The 14440-nt window shown below is 68.2% G+C and carries 15 protein-coding genes, 2 tRNA genes and 1 pseudogene; 15 read left to right on the top strand and 3 right to left on the bottom strand.

The window, feature by feature from the left end:
• Nucleotides 1–133 precede the first annotated feature (133 nt).
• From nadD to HMPREF2883_RS11935, 8 genes are all read left to right on the top strand, one after another.
• Entirely contained in the window at nt 134–817 is a 684-nt protein-coding gene (gene nadD / locus HMPREF2883_RS11970; RefSeq protein WP_070662809.1) for a nicotinate-nucleotide adenylyltransferase, read from the top strand.
• Nucleotides 807–2498, top strand: coding sequence for a hypothetical protein (locus HMPREF2883_RS11965; protein WP_070662807.1), 1692 nt, complete (start codon nt 807–809; stop codon nt 2496–2498). The genes nadD and HMPREF2883_RS11965 overlap by 11 nt, the downstream gene beginning before the upstream one ends.
• Nucleotides 2499–2564: 66 nt before the next feature.
• Entirely contained in the window at nt 2565–2984 is a 420-nt protein-coding gene (rsfS, locus tag HMPREF2883_RS11960) for a ribosome silencing factor (RefSeq protein WP_070662804.1), read from the top strand.
• Nucleotides 2981–3622: a histidine phosphatase family protein gene (locus tag HMPREF2883_RS11955; protein ID WP_070662801.1), complete on the top strand. Its 642-nt coding sequence runs from the start codon at nt 2981–2983 to the stop codon at nt 3620–3622. Before rsfS ends, HMPREF2883_RS11955 begins: the two co-directional genes overlap by 4 nt.
• Before the next feature lie 93 nt (nt 3623–3715).
• Nucleotides 3716–3788, top strand: a tRNA-Ala gene (locus HMPREF2883_RS11950).
• Between the two features lie 39 nt (nt 3789–3827).
• Nucleotides 3828–3903 (top strand) — tRNA-Ala (locus HMPREF2883_RS11945).
• Nucleotides 3904–3985: 82 nt separating this feature from the next.
• The gene (locus tag HMPREF2883_RS11940; RefSeq protein ID WP_070662798.1) at nt 3986–4633 is read left to right on the top strand and encodes a MarC family protein; all 648 of its coding nucleotides are present in this window, start codon (nt 3986–3988) and stop codon (nt 4631–4633) included.
• 127 nt (nt 4634–4760) lie between these two features.
• Entirely contained in the window at nt 4761–5648 is an 888-nt protein-coding gene (locus HMPREF2883_RS11935; protein ID WP_070662795.1) for a hypothetical protein, read from the top strand.
• A 125-nt stretch (nt 5649–5773) separates the two neighbouring features.
• On the opposite strand, the gene HMPREF2883_RS11930 is transcribed toward HMPREF2883_RS11935, so the two are convergent.
• Complete coding sequence (locus HMPREF2883_RS11930) at nt 5774–6052, bottom strand: DUF1540 domain-containing protein (RefSeq protein ID WP_004565152.1); 279 nt, start codon at nt 6050–6052, stop codon at nt 5774–5776.
• A 371-nt stretch (nt 6053–6423) separates the two neighbouring features.
• Nucleotides 6424–7146: a purine-nucleoside phosphorylase gene (gene deoD, locus HMPREF2883_RS11925; protein ID WP_070662792.1), complete on the bottom strand. Its 723-nt coding sequence runs from the start codon at nt 7144–7146 to the stop codon at nt 6424–6426.
• A gap of 229 nt (nt 7147–7375) precedes the next feature.
• Here deoD and HMPREF2883_RS11920 point away from each other — a divergent pair, with 229 nt between their 5' ends.
• The 7 genes from HMPREF2883_RS11920 (at nt 7376) to HMPREF2883_RS11890 (ending at nt 14221) form a co-directional block, all read left to right on the top strand.
• A complete protein-coding gene (locus HMPREF2883_RS11920) occupies nt 7376–8956 on the top strand; it encodes a sodium-dependent transporter (RefSeq protein WP_070662790.1) in 1581 nt (526 codons plus the stop codon).
• Nucleotide 8957: 1 nt separating this feature from the next.
• Entirely contained in the window at nt 8958–9131 is a 174-nt protein-coding gene (locus HMPREF2883_RS11915) for a methionine/alanine import family NSS transporter small subunit (RefSeq protein WP_070662787.1), read from the top strand.
• Between the two features lie 127 nt (nt 9132–9258).
• Nucleotides 9259–10116, top strand: coding sequence for an HAD hydrolase family protein (locus HMPREF2883_RS11910; RefSeq protein WP_070662784.1), 858 nt, complete (start codon nt 9259–9261; stop codon nt 10114–10116).
• Between the two features lie 8 nt (nt 10117–10124).
• Nucleotides 10125–12131: a serine/threonine protein phosphatase gene (locus HMPREF2883_RS11905; protein ID WP_070662779.1), complete on the top strand. Its 2007-nt coding sequence runs from the start codon at nt 10125–10127 to the stop codon at nt 12129–12131.
• Nucleotides 12132–12226: 95 nt separating this feature from the next.
• A complete protein-coding gene (locus HMPREF2883_RS11900) occupies nt 12227–12961 on the top strand; it encodes a vitamin K epoxide reductase family protein (RefSeq protein WP_070662776.1) in 735 nt (244 codons plus the stop codon).
• Nucleotides 12962–12969: 8 nt separating this feature from the next.
• Nucleotides 12970–13722 carry a metal-dependent transcriptional regulator gene (locus HMPREF2883_RS11895; RefSeq protein ID WP_070662772.1) on the top strand — a complete coding sequence of 251 codons (753 nt, stop codon included), beginning with the start codon at nt 12970–12972 and terminating at the stop codon, nt 13720–13722.
• A gap of 52 nt (nt 13723–13774) precedes the next feature.
• Nucleotides 13775–14221, top strand: coding sequence for an HIT family protein (locus tag HMPREF2883_RS11890; protein ID WP_070662770.1), 447 nt, complete (start codon nt 13775–13777; stop codon nt 14219–14221).
• A gap of 27 nt (nt 14222–14248) precedes the next feature.
• On the opposite strand, the pseudogene HMPREF2883_RS11885 reads toward HMPREF2883_RS11890, so the two are convergent.
• Nucleotides 14249–14440: pseudogene (locus tag HMPREF2883_RS11885) on the bottom strand (hypothetical protein); the annotation flags it as partial.

Genomic DNA, 14440 nt, shown 5'->3' with positions numbered 1-14440 from the left:
TGATAACTCGCTTATGGCGTTGCGGAGACCCACAATGGGGGTAGGCCGTGGCAGTATGTTCGCCAACTGCAGTTGTCCAAGCCGGTTGAGGAGAACCAAACGTGTCCCCCAAGAGAGAAGCGAGGCGCAGCGCGTGACCCTGTCTGCTCGTCCGCTTCGCATCGGCATCATGGGTGGAACCTTTGATCCGATCCACCATGGGCACCTGGTCGCAGCCAGCGAGGTGCAGAACGTCTTTGCTCTCGACGAGGTCATCTTCGTGCCCACCTGGGCCCAGCCCTTCAAGAAGGAGCGCAAGGTCTCCCCGGCCGAGCACCGGTACCTCATGACGGTCATCGCCACGGCCTCCAACCCGAGGTTCACGGTCTCCCGGGTCGATATCGACCGGGGCGGGACGACCTACACGATCGACACCCTTCACGACATCGCGACCGAATACCCGGGCGCGGAGCTGTACTTCATCACTGGGGCCGACGCGCTGGCACAGATCCTCACCTGGAAGGACAGTGAGGAGATCTTCGACCTGGCTCATCTGGTGGGGGTGACGCGTCCCGGGCACGTCCTCAGCGACTCCGGGGTTCCCCGCGACCGGATCTCGCTGGTGGAGGTGCCGGCCATGGCGATCTCGTCGACTGACTGCCGTCAGCGGGTCGGCGAGGGGTCTCCGGTGTGGTACCTGGTTCCTGACGGTGTCGTGCAGTACATACGCAAGTACGGGCTCTATCGTATGGCCTTGCGGCCGGCGTCGGCGACGTCGATGACGGCGAGAGTGGCCCGTGAGCAGTCCCTGAGGAAGGAGAACGACGGTGAGCACTGAGCAGACCGGCGTCAATGCCCCCACGTCCGAGGAGCCGACGCCGGATGAGCACGCTCCACGCGGTAGTCGTCGTGCGATCCGGCAGGCGGAGCGTGCCGCGGAGCGCGAGGCGATCCTGACCGGTCAGCAGCCGCTCCTGACCCGGCGTGAGATGAGGCGTCTGCGTGAGGAGGCCAAGGCGCTCAGGGCTGCCGTCGAGGCGGGCGAGATCACCCCTGAACAGGCTCAGGCGCTCCAGGACCCTCTTGCCGATCCCACGTCGGTCACCTCTCGTTCCTCCGCCATCTCCGGTGACGAGGCCGAGTCCGGCCCGGGGGAGCCGGTCGAGCCCGCTGCCGTGGACGGGGGTGACTATCTCGAGCAGGGAGGGCAGAACCCGCCCCTGAGCATGTCCGACCCCGAGGGGCCGGCCGCCTCCGCTCCGAGCTGGCGCTCTCTGTCGGCGGCCGAGGCCGTGGCGATCTCCGAGATCGAGACGGGCCTGATGGAGGCCGTTGATCTGCCGGTGGCCACCCTTGACTACGACGCCCACTGGGCCGCGGAGGCCAGCTCCGAGCCGGCGCCGGTGCCCACCCGCTTCTCGCTCAAGGACCGCCTTGAAGGAGGCTCCGTCTCCGAGGCGGAGGAGCCGGAGAGCCCGCAGGGCAATGAGCTTCGGGGCGCGGTTGAGGCGAGCGACGGCGCTGAGACCGAGGAGCCTGCCACCAGTCCCTACGACTACCGGGAGGGTCTCGAGCCGGCGGCCCAGGGCGACGGGGATTCCTCCTCGCAGTCCTCCTCATCGACCGACGTCGTCAGCGCCGCCTCCGCTGTTCCCGCCGTCTCCGCGACGGTCCCCGGTGCCGCCGACCTCGCCGTTTACGGGCAGGCCGGGGCCGTGCGGACCACCGAGTCCGCCCGCAGTGGGGTCAGTGCCGGGTCGGCGTCCTCCGCAGGCTCGGTGCGCCGCCCCATCGTGCGGATTCCTGCCGCTGCGCAGGGGGTACGCACCGTGAACGCCTCCACGGGAGAGCTCAGCTCGGTCCAGCCCGTGGACAGCTCGCCGTCGGCCCAGGAGGCCGCCGACGCGCAGGATGTCTACGGCGCCCCCTCCGTCGAGGAGCCGATGGTGCAGGGCGACGCTGAGGTCGAGATCGACGTCGAGGCGCAGACCATGGTGGTGCCGACGTCGGCACCCTCGACTCAGCAGGCTGCGCAGGACTCTGAGTTCGGTGCGCCCGGGGCCCCGCAGTGGAGGTCTCTGCATGAGCCCCCGCAGGCGGGTAGCTTCCAGGAGGCGATCGTGGACGGGACGGCTGAGACCGCAGCCGTCCCCGGTGAGGCCGTCAGCCCCTACGCCTTCTACAGCGAGGAGGCCGAGAACGGTAATGGTCCGCTGGGGGCCTCTGAGTGGGACTCCGTGGCGGCCCCGGCTGCTGAGGCTCCCGAGGAGCCCTACCTGGCTCCCGTCAACGAGGTGACCGGCAGGGTGCCCACCCCCGATCACGTCCTGCCGATGGAGCAGCCCGGCTCCTCCTCACGCATCGGTAAGATACTCATGGCCGCACTCATCATCGTCCTCCTGCTGCTCATCATCGGTGTTGTCCTGGCGCTGCTGATCTCCAACGGCAAGCTCGGCGGCAGCTCGAGCGCCATGGCGGCCGGCATCGGGGCGGGGGAGTGGATCCGTCAGCTCGTCTGACGGCGGCGTGCACGGTACAGTCGCCGCTGCCGCATGATGTCCGACTGACCGTCCCGAAGGAGAGCCGTGTCCGCCACTGAACACGCCACCGGCCTGGCGATCGCTGCCGCTCGCGCGGCGGCCGATAAGAAGGCCGAGCACCTCGTCGCCATCGACGTCTCCGAGCGACTGGGACTCACCGACGTCTTCCTGCTGGCCTCCGGGGCGAACGACCGCCACGTCCACGCCATCGTCGACGCGGTCGATGAGGCCATGCACCATGCCGGGGCCAAGCGCCGCACCCGGGAGGGCTTCGCCGACGCCCACTGGGTCCTCGTGGACTACGGCGACATCGTCGTCCACGTCCTGCAGAACGAGGACCGGGAGTTCTACTCGCTCGAACGTCTGTGGAAGGACTGCCCCGCTATCGAGCTGCCGGTGGACCTGACGCATGAGAGCAGCCGAGACGGTGATGCCCTCGGTGGCTGGGAGACCACTGCGTCATGACGGATCTCATTTTGTGGCGCCACGGTCAGACCGACTACAACAGTCAAGGGCGTATTCAGGGCCGGGTCGACATCCCTCTCAACGAGACCGGTCGCGACCAGGCCCGGCGCGCCGCCGAGGGCATCGTGGCGCTGGGGCCCGCTCGCATCGTCTCCTCCCCGCTGGTGCGGGCTCGGGCCACGGCTGAGGTGCTGGCGTCGCTGACCGGCCTGAGCGTCGAGATCGCTGAGGGACTGGCGGAGAAGTCCTTCGGGGACTGGGAGGGGCTCAAGGCCGCTGACATCAAGAAGCAGTGGCCGGAGCACTACGCCACCTGGCGCGCCGGGGGAGAGCTTCCGCAGTTCAGGATCGAGGGGCGCCGTCAGACCGCCGAGAGGGTGGGGGAGGCGCTCAAGGCCATCGTCGCAGGCTCTCAGAAGGACGACGTCGTCGTGGCCGTCTCCCACGGAGCGGCCACCAACCTGGGGGCCACCTACCTGCTGGGGATGGATGCCCAGCAGTGGTTCGGCCTACGTGGCATGAGCAACTGCTGCTACGCGCTCCTGCGGACCGGTGAACGGCCTCCGGGCTGGTCGGTGGTGACGTGGAACGCCGGGCCGCCGGTGGACTCCAGCCCGTTGGGTAGCATCCTGGGCTGAACGGGTGAGGTAGTGCACGTGGTGCGGATTTGCTCTGACGGGTCCGAACTTCATACAGTTGTCCGCGTCGCCGCACGCGAGCGACACCCGGACGGGGCTATGGCGCAGTTGGTAGCGCGCTTCCATGGCATGGAAGAGGTCGGGGGTTCGAATCCCCCTAGCTCCACGATCCCCTCGGAGTGAACATCGGGTGGGACACCCGGACGGGGCTATGGCGCAGTTGGTAGCGCGCTTCCATGGCATGGAAGAGGTCGGGGGTTCGAATCCCCCTAGCTCCACCACATCACCGAGCAGGCCCCGCCATCCAGGCGAGGGTCATTGTGTTTCTCCACTCACCGTTACACTGTGCGGCACAATGCGGGTATGGCTATTGCTGTACTGGTCAAGGCCTTGGGTGCCTTCTTCGCGATCATGAACCCCTTTGTCAACTTGCCCCTGTTCCTGAGCCTCACCCAAGACCAGGATGCTGCGACCCAGCGGCGCACAGCGGTTCGTACAACGATCTCCTCCACCATCATGTGCGCCGTCGTCCTGCTCCTCGGTGCGACGATCCTGAGATTCTTCGGCATCGGCGTCGACGATTTCCGGATTGCGGGCGGAATCGTCCTGCTCATCATCTCCTTGTCCATGCTCCACGGCAGTGGCTCCAGCGCCCATGAGGGCAGTGCGCAGGAGAAGCAGCAGCGCGACGTCATTGCCGGTGACGGGAGCGACATTGCCTTCTACCCCATGACCTTCCCCATCCTCGTGGGTCCGGGAACAATCGCCACCATCATTGTCATCCAGTCCCAGGCCCGGGGACTGGACGGGCATGCGGCGGTTGTGGCTGCATTGGCGGCCGTCCTCATAGCGCTCGGGATCGTCCTCTACTTCTCAGCCAGCATCGGTGCTCGTATGTCCAAGACGATGCGCACCATTATGACTCGCCTCATGGGAATGATCCTGGCCTCGATCGCGGTGCAGATGATCGTCGTCGGGATCCAGCACCTCTTCCCGGGGCTGGCTCGCTGAGACGCGCCCCACGTGCGGGTTCTCGAGAGGAACTGGCTCCGCGAGCAGACTGAGGGTAGCCTCACCTTCAGATGCTGCTGGGAGCACCCCGCTCCCACGTGCGGCAACACGGTAGGAAGGTAAGCGTGTGACCTCCGTTCAGGTTCCTGACATCATGCAGCGTGCTCGGCGCATGGCCCGGCGTCTTCTGGCCGGCAGTGGGAGCGCCGCGGTAACGGCCTACCGCATCGATCCCTCCGCACCGGCTGCCTTCGTCGCTCATGCCATGCGGGCCGATGGCCGGATCCTCGTTGCCGCCTGTCCTCCCAAGAGCACCCCGTTGGCCATCGCGCCCGACGGCGTCGCCGTTGACGTCCGACTTGATGTCACTCTCGACGCGGCCGAGCCCGGTGTCCGCATCACTGCCGCCACCGCTCATCTGCTCGGGAGCCTGACCTGGGTCGAGGGCGAGGACCGCACCCTGGTCCTGGCCTCCTCTCGGTCCTCTGCCTGCCACTGCGCCATCGTCGGCGAGGATCCGCTCGAGCGGGTCCGGGAGATTGCCTCGGGACCCGGTGGGCGGCTGGGCGTCATTGCCTGCGAGCGGGTCATGCTTCACTGCGTCTCCGGGGTCTCCAGCCACGACATTGAGGAGATCCTCGACGTCGACTCCTCCGATGCCGGCGCAGCCCCCTCACCCTCCTGGAGCCCTCAGGAGATCATGGACGCCCATGAGGCGGTCAGCGCCGTCGGCCAGCTGGGGCTGCGGGCCGTGTGCGAGGCCGTGCGCGAGGGGCAGATGCTCGGATGGGTCTGCTCCTCCCGCCCTGCCGTCGGGGTGTGCCCCACGTTGTGGGACAGGACCCTGTGCGTCGACGTCGATGCCCACGGGGTGACCCTCATGTCTATCACCGGTGAAGAGGTCATCACGCTGGTGGTCTCCTTCCCGCAGGCCCTGGCCGGTGCCGGTGAGGTCGGGCCTACCCTGGAGCAGCTGGCCTCTCAGGCCCTGCCGCAGCGCCTGGCTCGTCCCTGAGGCGAGATTCAGTCACCCGGCTGCGCTGACGGTCGTTGATCCGACTGCAGAAACCAAAACGGGGATGCCACCATGCGGTGACATCCCCGTTGGCCCCCAGCCGCTCGAGCTGGAGAGCCTTCCGGTCAGCGAACCTCGTAGGTCGTGCAGGCGGCGGTGTCGCCGCCGACGGTCACGGCCTCGGCCGTGCACATGAGGTCCTTGTTGTGGACGCACTCGAGGCGCTGGCAGGCACCCACGTGGCCCTCGGCCACCGGCAGACCGCCGCGGGCGTCGAGGCTGATGAAGGTGTCGCAGGCCGGTGCGCCGTTGTCGCCACCGACGGTGATGGCGAAGGCGGTGCAGCCGCCGTTGTTGAAGGCGCAGGAGGTGGTGGTGCAGGAGGAGATCTTGGTGACGGACATGATGCTTTTCCTTTCGAGCGGATGTGCGCTGTGGACGTGAATAACGTAAATCCGCATCCGCTCCCCGGCAACGAAGGGCAGCCTGTCCTGCTTCGGATCGCGTTGTCAATCGTTGCAATGACGCTGTTTTGGTGATCCGCATCAGGTTGTTTTCGCCCGTTGGAGGCCTTTGAGGAAGGCTGGGGTTGTGTGTCGTCGGTTTTCGTTATTCCTCGCAGGTAAGGCAGCCCTGCGAGGGTGTGGTTGAGGACTTGTCGCTGTGCGAGGGCACTACGTCAAAGGCGGGGCGGACACTGCCCGCCCCGCCTCCGGGGAGTCGCTGCTGCCTGGACCGCCCGGAGGTCCGAGCGACCTGGAGGACTGCACGTGGATCAACTGTGGGCCGCCGCCACGGCCAGGCGCAGAGAGTCTGCGAAACGGGTCTCGCGCTCGGCGGCGCTCATATCGCCGGAGTGGTCCAGCAGGTGGTCGGAGACGGTCAGGATCGCCAGCGCCTGCTTGTCGTACTCGGCGGCGACCCCGTAGAGGGCGGCGGCCTCCATCTCCACTCCCAGGACCCCGTACCTCGCCAGCGCCTCGGTCTGCCCCTCGGGGGTGAAATAGAAGTGGTCCCGTGACATGACGGTGCCCAGGTGGACTTCTCCGCCGGCCAGAGCCCCCTCGAGCTGCGAGGCCTTGTATGCGGCCGCAGCCAGCCGGAAGTCCGCCACCGCGCAGAAGTTGACGCCCGGGATGCGCAGCTGGTTCATGGAGGAGTCCGTGTGGGCGCCGGTGGCCACGATGACGTCGCCGACCTTGACCTTCGGGGAGAGGGCGCCGGCGGTGCCCACCCGAATGATCCGCTCCACCCCGAACTGGCTGAACAGCTCGGTGGCGTAGATCGTGAAGGAGGGCTGCCCCATTCCCGAGCCCATGACGCTCAGTGGCCTGCCGTTCACGGTCCCGGTGAAGCCCAGCATCCCGCGCACGTCAGTGACCAGGCGGGCATCCTCCATGAGGAGCTCGGCAATGCGCCGAGCCCGCTTGGGGTCGCCGGGCATGAGGACGGCTGGGGCGAAGTCTCCCGGCTCTGCGGCAATATGAGGGGTGGCCATGGAGGGGTCCTCTCGGAGTGGTGAATCAGGTGTGGACAGTGGTGTTCAGTGTGGCATGGATCGCGTGAGAAAAGACAGGCTCCCGCCCTGACGATTGTCCGTATCGTGAACATCAGACGACACATCGTGGTCGCTGGGCTAGCGTCCAACGACAAAAGGGCCTGCGCCCCATCCGCAGGAGAAGGTAGCCCCAGGGCCGCCTTCGTTCGTCACATCACGGAAGGCACTCATGACCTCCAAGACAGGGGAGAGCGAGTCTCTTCAGGCGCCCCCGCGCGAGCAGTGGAGCGGTCAGCTCGGCTTCCTCATCGCCGCCATCGGCTCGGCGATCGGGCTGGGCAACATCTGGCGCTTCCCCGGCGTGGCCTACACCAACGGCGGCGGCGCCTTCATCGTTCCCTACGTCATCGCACTGCTGGCGGCTGGGCTGCCGATCCTCTTCCTCGACTACGCCCTGGGCCACCGCTTCCGCGGCTCCCCGCCGGCGGTCTTTAGGCGCCTGTCCGCCAGGCTCGAGTGGCTGGGATGGTTCCAGGTCTTCATCTGCTTCGTCATCATGACCTACTACGCGGTGGTCGTGGCCTGGTCCCTGCGCTACATGCTCTTCTCCGTCAACATCGCCTGGGGCGATGACGCGGCAGGCTTCTTTCAGAACTACATCGGGATGGACCGGCTCGGCTCCGAGGTCGCCTACTCCCCGACAGTCATCATGGGCGTGGCCCTGCCGCTGCTGTTCGTATGGGGCTTCGGCCTGGTGGTGACCGCCCTGGGAGTCAGCGGAGGTGTGGAGAAGGCCAACAAGATCTTCCTGCCGCTGCTGGTCCTCATGTTCGCCGGCCTCGTGGTGCGCGCCCTCATGCTCCCGGGGGCGGGGGAAGGCCTCAATGCCCTGTTCACACCCAAGTGGTCCGCCCTGCTGGACTACCAGGTGTGGATGGCGGCGTTCGGACAGATCTTCTTCTCCCTGTCCGTGGGCTTCGGCATCATGCTCACCTACGCCTCCTACCTCCAACGGCGCCGCTCCAACCTGGTGGGAACCGGCCTCGTGGCGGGCTTCGCCAACTCCTCCTTCGAGCTGTTCGCAGGCATCGGAGTCTTCGCGACCCTCGGCTTCATGGCGCACACGCAGCATGTCGGGATCAGCGAGATGAAGATCACCGGGCCCTCCCTGTCCTTCATCACCTTCCCCACCGTCATCGCCCAGATGCCCGGAGGCGCGCTCTTCGGGGTGCTCTTCTTCGCCTCCTTCTCCATGGCGGGGCTGACCTCCTTCATCTCCATCATCCAGGTGGTGGCCGCCGGCGTGGGGGAGAAGCTCGACCTGACGCCGAAGAAGGCCTCCCTCGTCGTCGGCGTCCCGGCCGCCGTCCTGTCCTTCGTCCTGTTCGCCACCAGCTCGGGCCTGCCGGACCTCGACGTCGTGGACGCCTTCATCAACAACATCGGCGTGGTCGCCTCGGCCATCATCATGTGCGTGGTGGTCGGCTGGGTGCTGCGGCGCACCAGGCTGCTTCAGGACCACCTCAACGCCGTCTCCGAGTCCCGGATGATCGGCCTGTGGTGGCGGGTCCTCGTCGGCGCCGTCGTCCCCGTCCTGCTGGGATACATGTTCATCCAGACCCTGTGGACGTACCTGTCCGAAGGATACGAGTCGGAGGCCTACTCCAGCGGCTTCGTCATGGTCTTCGGGTGGGGGATGCTGCTGGTGGTCGCCCTGGGCACCGCCGTCATGAGCCTCATCCCCTGGAAGACCCCGGTGGACGAGTTCGAGCCCCTCACGCTGGAGGCCGCTTCCCGGGAGGAGGACTGAGATGACCGGAATCGCCGTGCTCATCATGCTGATCGCCATCGTCATTATCTGGGGTGGCCTGGCGGTGTCCATCACCGCACTCATCTCGCGCGGACGCCGCGAGGACCGCGACGCCCGGGCCGAGGCCTCGGCGCGTGCCCGCGAGCACATGCTCAACCCCGAGCAGGCCGACTGACCGGCGCGGTTCGCAGTGCGGTCCGCAGAGATCCACTGACGAGACCGCCTGAGAAGAGAGACTGACTCCACCATCCGTCTGGGGCCCGGTTCGGCCGGTTTCCAGGCGGGTGGGACACAATACGCCTATGACTCAGACTGATATGAGCCCCCAGGTGCTGCCCCGCCTGGTGGCCTTCGATCTCGACGACACGCTGGCGCCCTCGAAGTCGGCCATGCCGCCGGCCATGGCCACAGCGCTCAGGCGGCTGCTCGACGTCGTCCCCGTCTGCATCATCTCCGGGGGGCAGATGGGGCAGTTCCGCGACCAGGTCCTGGCCCACCTCGACGCCGACGCCGACGAGCTCTCCCGGCTCCACCTCATGCCCACCTGCGGAACGCGCTACTACACCTACGACCCCTCACACGCCGAGAGCGATGAGGACGCCTGGACGCTGGTCTACGCCAACGACCTCACCCCTGAGCAGATCCGCACCGGTTTCGAGATCGTCGAGGCCCAGGCGCGTCGGCTCGGCCTGTGGGAGGACAAGACCTGGGGGGAGATCCTGGAGGACCGCGGCAGCCAGATCACCTTCTCCGCCCTGGGGCAGGAGGCCCCTCTGGACGCCAAGCGCGCGTGGGACCCCACGGGTGAGAAGAAGGCCGCTCTGCGTGACGCCGTCGCCCCGCTCCTGCCGGACCTGGAGGTCCGCTCAGGCGGCTCCACGAGCGTCGACATCACTCTCAAGGGGGTGGACAAGGCCTATGGCATGAGGCGCCTGGCTAAGGTGACCGGTATCGCGTTGGAGGAGATGATCTTCGTCGGCGACCGCCTGGACCCGGAGGGAAACGACTACCCCGTCAAGGCCCTGGGCGTTCCCTGCCAGGCCGTGGGCGGCTGGCAGGACACCGTCACCTACGTCACCTCCCTGGCGAGTCTCATCGCCTCTCAGACGCACGGCGGTGAGGACCCTGCCGCCCAGGTCTCACTGGGCGCTCGTCTCTGAGGTGAGCCGTGCTACGGACAGCTTCAGACCCTGACGCCGATGCCGGTACCGGCACTACCGGAGGAGCCGGAGACCGGTGGGACGGTCTGCTGACAGCCGTGCGGCACTGCTGCGCCCTGGTCGTCACGGTGCTGCTGGCACCGCGCCTGTGGTGGCGTCGTCGTCGCCGCGGCACCCGCACGGCGATCAGTACGGCGACCATGATCCTGGCCTCCAGCCTCGTCTCCCTCCTGCTGGGGGTGTCTACGGCGACGGCCTCGACGCCGGTCGGCCCGCACGAGGCGACCTGGTCGACGACCCTGGACTCCACGGTCACACTGGACCTCGGGCCGCTGGGAACCGCGGCAATGGAGTCCCCTGCGGGGATCCTCGGTGTCAAGGTGGTCCTGGGGGAGATCCCGGGCGATCCGGCACTGGATACGGCCAATGCGGCCAGCGTGGGGCAGTCCCTGTCCTCCGACGCGACCTCCTACCTCTCACTGGTCTCCCACCCCGACCTGACGATCCGGCAGGGCCTCTATGGACTTGCCGGCGACGCCCTGCGCCGGGCCGGGGTCGTCGAGGCAATCTTCCTGTGCTGTGTGGCCGCCTGGCGCCTGGCACCGACCAAGCCCTGGCGTGAGACTGTCCGAGCCGGCGTCTCGCACCGCTGGGCCGCCACCGTGGCGTTCTCCGCGGCCGTGGCCACCGTGGCCTCCCTCCTGGTGCCGGCCATGCGCACGGCCCCCTCGCCCGGCTCCACCCTGTCCGTCCTGGAGGGGACCCCGCTGGCCCAGGCCCGTTTCTCAGGACGCATCGCCGACGTCGTCACCGCCTATGGTCCCAAGGCGCGTACCTTCGTGGAGACGAGTAAGGGATTTTACGCCAAGGCGGACACCAACCTGCGGGCTGCCTGGAAGGCCGCCGAGCAGACTGAGGGCCTGGTGGATGTCACCGCCGTTGACGGAAAGGTGGACACCGAGGACCTGCAGGCCCGGGTCAGGGCGTCCTCCGCGAAGACCCTGGTGAAGGCCACCGATCCTGAGCCCGATGCCGCCCCGCAGCCGTCTGAGAGCCCGAGGGCCGCTGCGACGCCCTCGATCTCGGTGACCGGGGCCCGCTCAGTGTCCGAGCGCGGACGCAAGACCGCCGTGCTCACCACGGACCTGCACTGCAACCTCGATGTCATCGCCTTCTCCGGGGTCCTCGACCAGCTCTCGGGCGCCGATATCCACATGGATGACGGCGACCTGACGATGACCGGTTCGGATCCGGAGCGGGTGTGCGTCGACGCGCTGACCCAGGCGGTCCCGAGCTCGGCGAAGAAGGTCGCCACGATCGGCAACCACGACTCCGACGCCACCGCCTCCCGCCTGCGCTCCCAGGGGTGGACCGTCACCGACGGCTCGGTTCAGACGGTCGCCGGGATCACTGTCCTGGGGCACGACGACGCCGAGCGCACGACGGCGGCGGGCACCAAGCCCCGCAGCGGGGAGACCACCGAGAAGATCGCCTCCCGCCTGGCCACGACCAGCTGCGGGGGCACGCCGGTCGACGTCGTTCTCATCCACCAGCCCGCCACCTTCGACATGCTCACGAAGGAGGGCTGTGCGCCGCTGCTCCTGGCCGGTCACGTCCACGCCGAGCGGGGGATGACCACTGAGATCAGCCCCCGAACCGGCCTGCCCGTCACCGGGATCATCTCGGGCGCGGGCAAGGGTGGCACGTCACTGGGCGCGGTCACCGAGGACGCCTTCCTCCACGTCTTGTCCTTCGATGCCACCGGGGCGCTGGTGGCCTGGCGGGCGGTCATCCTTCACTCCGATGCCTCAGTGACTGTGGGGGCGTGGCGGCCCGTGCCCGGTATCGCCTCGGGACAGACGACGGCCACGATGGCGTCGACTCCGAGCCCGTCGGCGTCGGCCACCTCGGTGCAGGCACCGACCGAGGCTTCGCAGAGCGTGGGGCCTGAGGAGGCCACGCAGCCACAGGAGGGGGCCGAGGCCCAGGGGGAGAGCGATTCCTCGGACGGGTAGGGCGCAGGTGGCCGCATGTGGCATACGCTCTCGTCCTGACAACCCCCATGACGCCCAGAAGAACTGCTGACGCACCACCGGTGAGGAGACTGACGATGTCGCGCATGCCCACAGATGCCGAGATCGATGAGATGAGCGAGGAAGAGCTCGAGGCCTACCTGGGCTCCGCCCCCGCTCAGGAGCTCGACCGGCGCACCCGCCGCGATGCCGGCGAGGACCTAGCCGCGCGCCCGTCCTGGCTGCGGCGCTCCGGGGCCGAGCGGGGATTCGGCTGGCTGCTCACTGTGTGCGCGCTCATCGGGATCCTCGCCTGCTGGGAGCTCATCAGCGCCCAGCTCGACCTGCTGCGCAACCCGGACGCGGAGCTCGTCTGCGACGTCAGCCCCCTGGTGTCCTGCGGCGACTCCCTCAACGTGTGGCAGGGCAACCTGCTGGGAGTGCCGAACTCCTTTGTCGGGGCCATCGCCTTCGGGGCCCTGGCCGCGATCGGTGCGGTCCTGCTCAGCGGCGCGCGCCTGCCACGCTGGATGTGGTGGGGGCTCAGCGCCGGCAGCCTCGGCGGGATCGCCTTCGTCATCTGGTTCCTGTCCGTCTCCATCATGACCTTCGGCAAGCTCTGCCCCTTCTGCATGGTCATCTGGTCCGTCACCATCCCGGTGGCCGCCCACTCCTGGGCCTGGGCTGCGGCCGGCGGGCACCTGGGGCTGCGCGACAACCTGGCGCTGGACGTGCTCAAGGCCCGCTGGTGGATCATGGCGGCGATGTACCTGGCGGTGATCCTCACCATCGTCATCGCCTTCGGCGGCCAGCTGGCCAGGCTGTTCGGGTGACTGCGCCCATGGAGCGGAGGACTCCGAGCGGATCCGGCGGGAAGTCCTCGGTGGCGGGGGACTCGACCGTCACGCAGGACTACCTCAAGGTCGTGTGGGTCGCCAGTGAGTGGGGCGGCGCGGGCGCCTCCGTCACCGGCTTGGCCAAACGTATGGGGGTGGCGCCCTCGACCGCCTCGGAGAACGTGGCTCGCCTCGTGGAGGAGGGGCTGCTCGTCCACGAGCCCTACAAGGCCGTCACCCTCTCCGAGGAGGGGCGGCGCCGGGCCATGGGCATGATCCGCCGCCACCGCATCCTGGAGACCTACCTGGTCACTCGGCTCGGCTTTGGCTGGGACGAGGTGCACGCCGAGGCCGAGGAGCTTGAGCACGCCGTCTCCGAGCGGCTGCTGGAGAGACTCGATGCGGTCCTGGGGCACCCCACCCGTGATCCGCACGGGGACCCGATCCCCACGGCGGACGGCCGCCTCATCGTGCCCGACCTGGTGGGCCTGGAGACCCTGCCGGTGGGCTCCGACGGCGTCGTCGGACGGATCCAGGACGACACCGAGACACTGCGCCGCCTGGAGAGGGTCGGCATCGGGCTGGACAGCCGGGTGCGGATCCGGGATCGGGGCACCGTGGCGCCGGCCGTGGAGGGCGGTGGCCGCCGTCGGGCTACCGTCATCACCCTGCTGGACGACGACGCCTCACGCAGCGCAGGGCCCAAGGGTGCTCCGGACGCCGTCATCCCTGACGGCTCCCTGTGGCTGCTGGCCTGATCTGGGACAAGGGCCTGGACGGATCCGGGCGCGGCTGGGGGACAATGGGACCATGAGCACGATTTTCACCAAGATCATCGCCGGCGAGATTCCCGGCCGTTTCGTGTGGGCGGACGAGGTCTGCGTCGCCTTCGCCACCATTGAGCCGCACACTGACGGGCACGTCCTCGTGGTCCCCCGAGCCGAGGTCGACTCCTACGTGGATGCGCCCGACGACGTGGTGGCGCACCTGGCCGTAGTCGCCAAGCGCATCGGTGCCACACAGGTGCGAGTCTTCGAGGCGCCCCGGGCCGGGCTCGTCGTGGCCGGATACGGCGTCGACCACCTGCACCTTCATGTGCTGCCGATCCGCTGCGAGGAGGACCTGTCCTTCTCCTCGGCCCGCCGCCCCGAGGCCCCCGAGCTCGATGCCGCCATGGAGCGCCTGCGGACCGGCCTCATCGAGGACGGCTGGGGCGGGTTCGTGCCCGCGCAGATGGACAGCGCGGCGCTCGCGTAGCACCCGAGGCTGCCCGCTTCGTCCTCGTCAGAAGGGTGGGGCTTGGTCGATGAGGGGTGCGAGTTGGAGGGTGTGGGCGGCCTGGGGGTAGGGGGTGGTCTCAAAGGCTCCGGGTTTCTGGCCGGGTTGGGGGCCGCGGGTCTCTAACCGGGCCCTGCCGCTGCGGCTGCGGCTGGTGTTGGCGTTGAGACTGGTGTGGTTGTGGGCCTGATTGTCGAG

Origin of the sequence: Actinomyces sp. HMSC075C01 (genome assembly GCF_001812965.1) — a bacterium.
GTDB classification, from domain to species: Bacteria; Actinomycetota; Actinomycetes; order Actinomycetales; family Actinomycetaceae; genus Actinomyces; species Actinomyces acetigenes.
The sequence above is the reverse complement of the archived record's forward strand: the minus strand, read 5'-3'. Positions and strand labels throughout refer to the sequence as shown.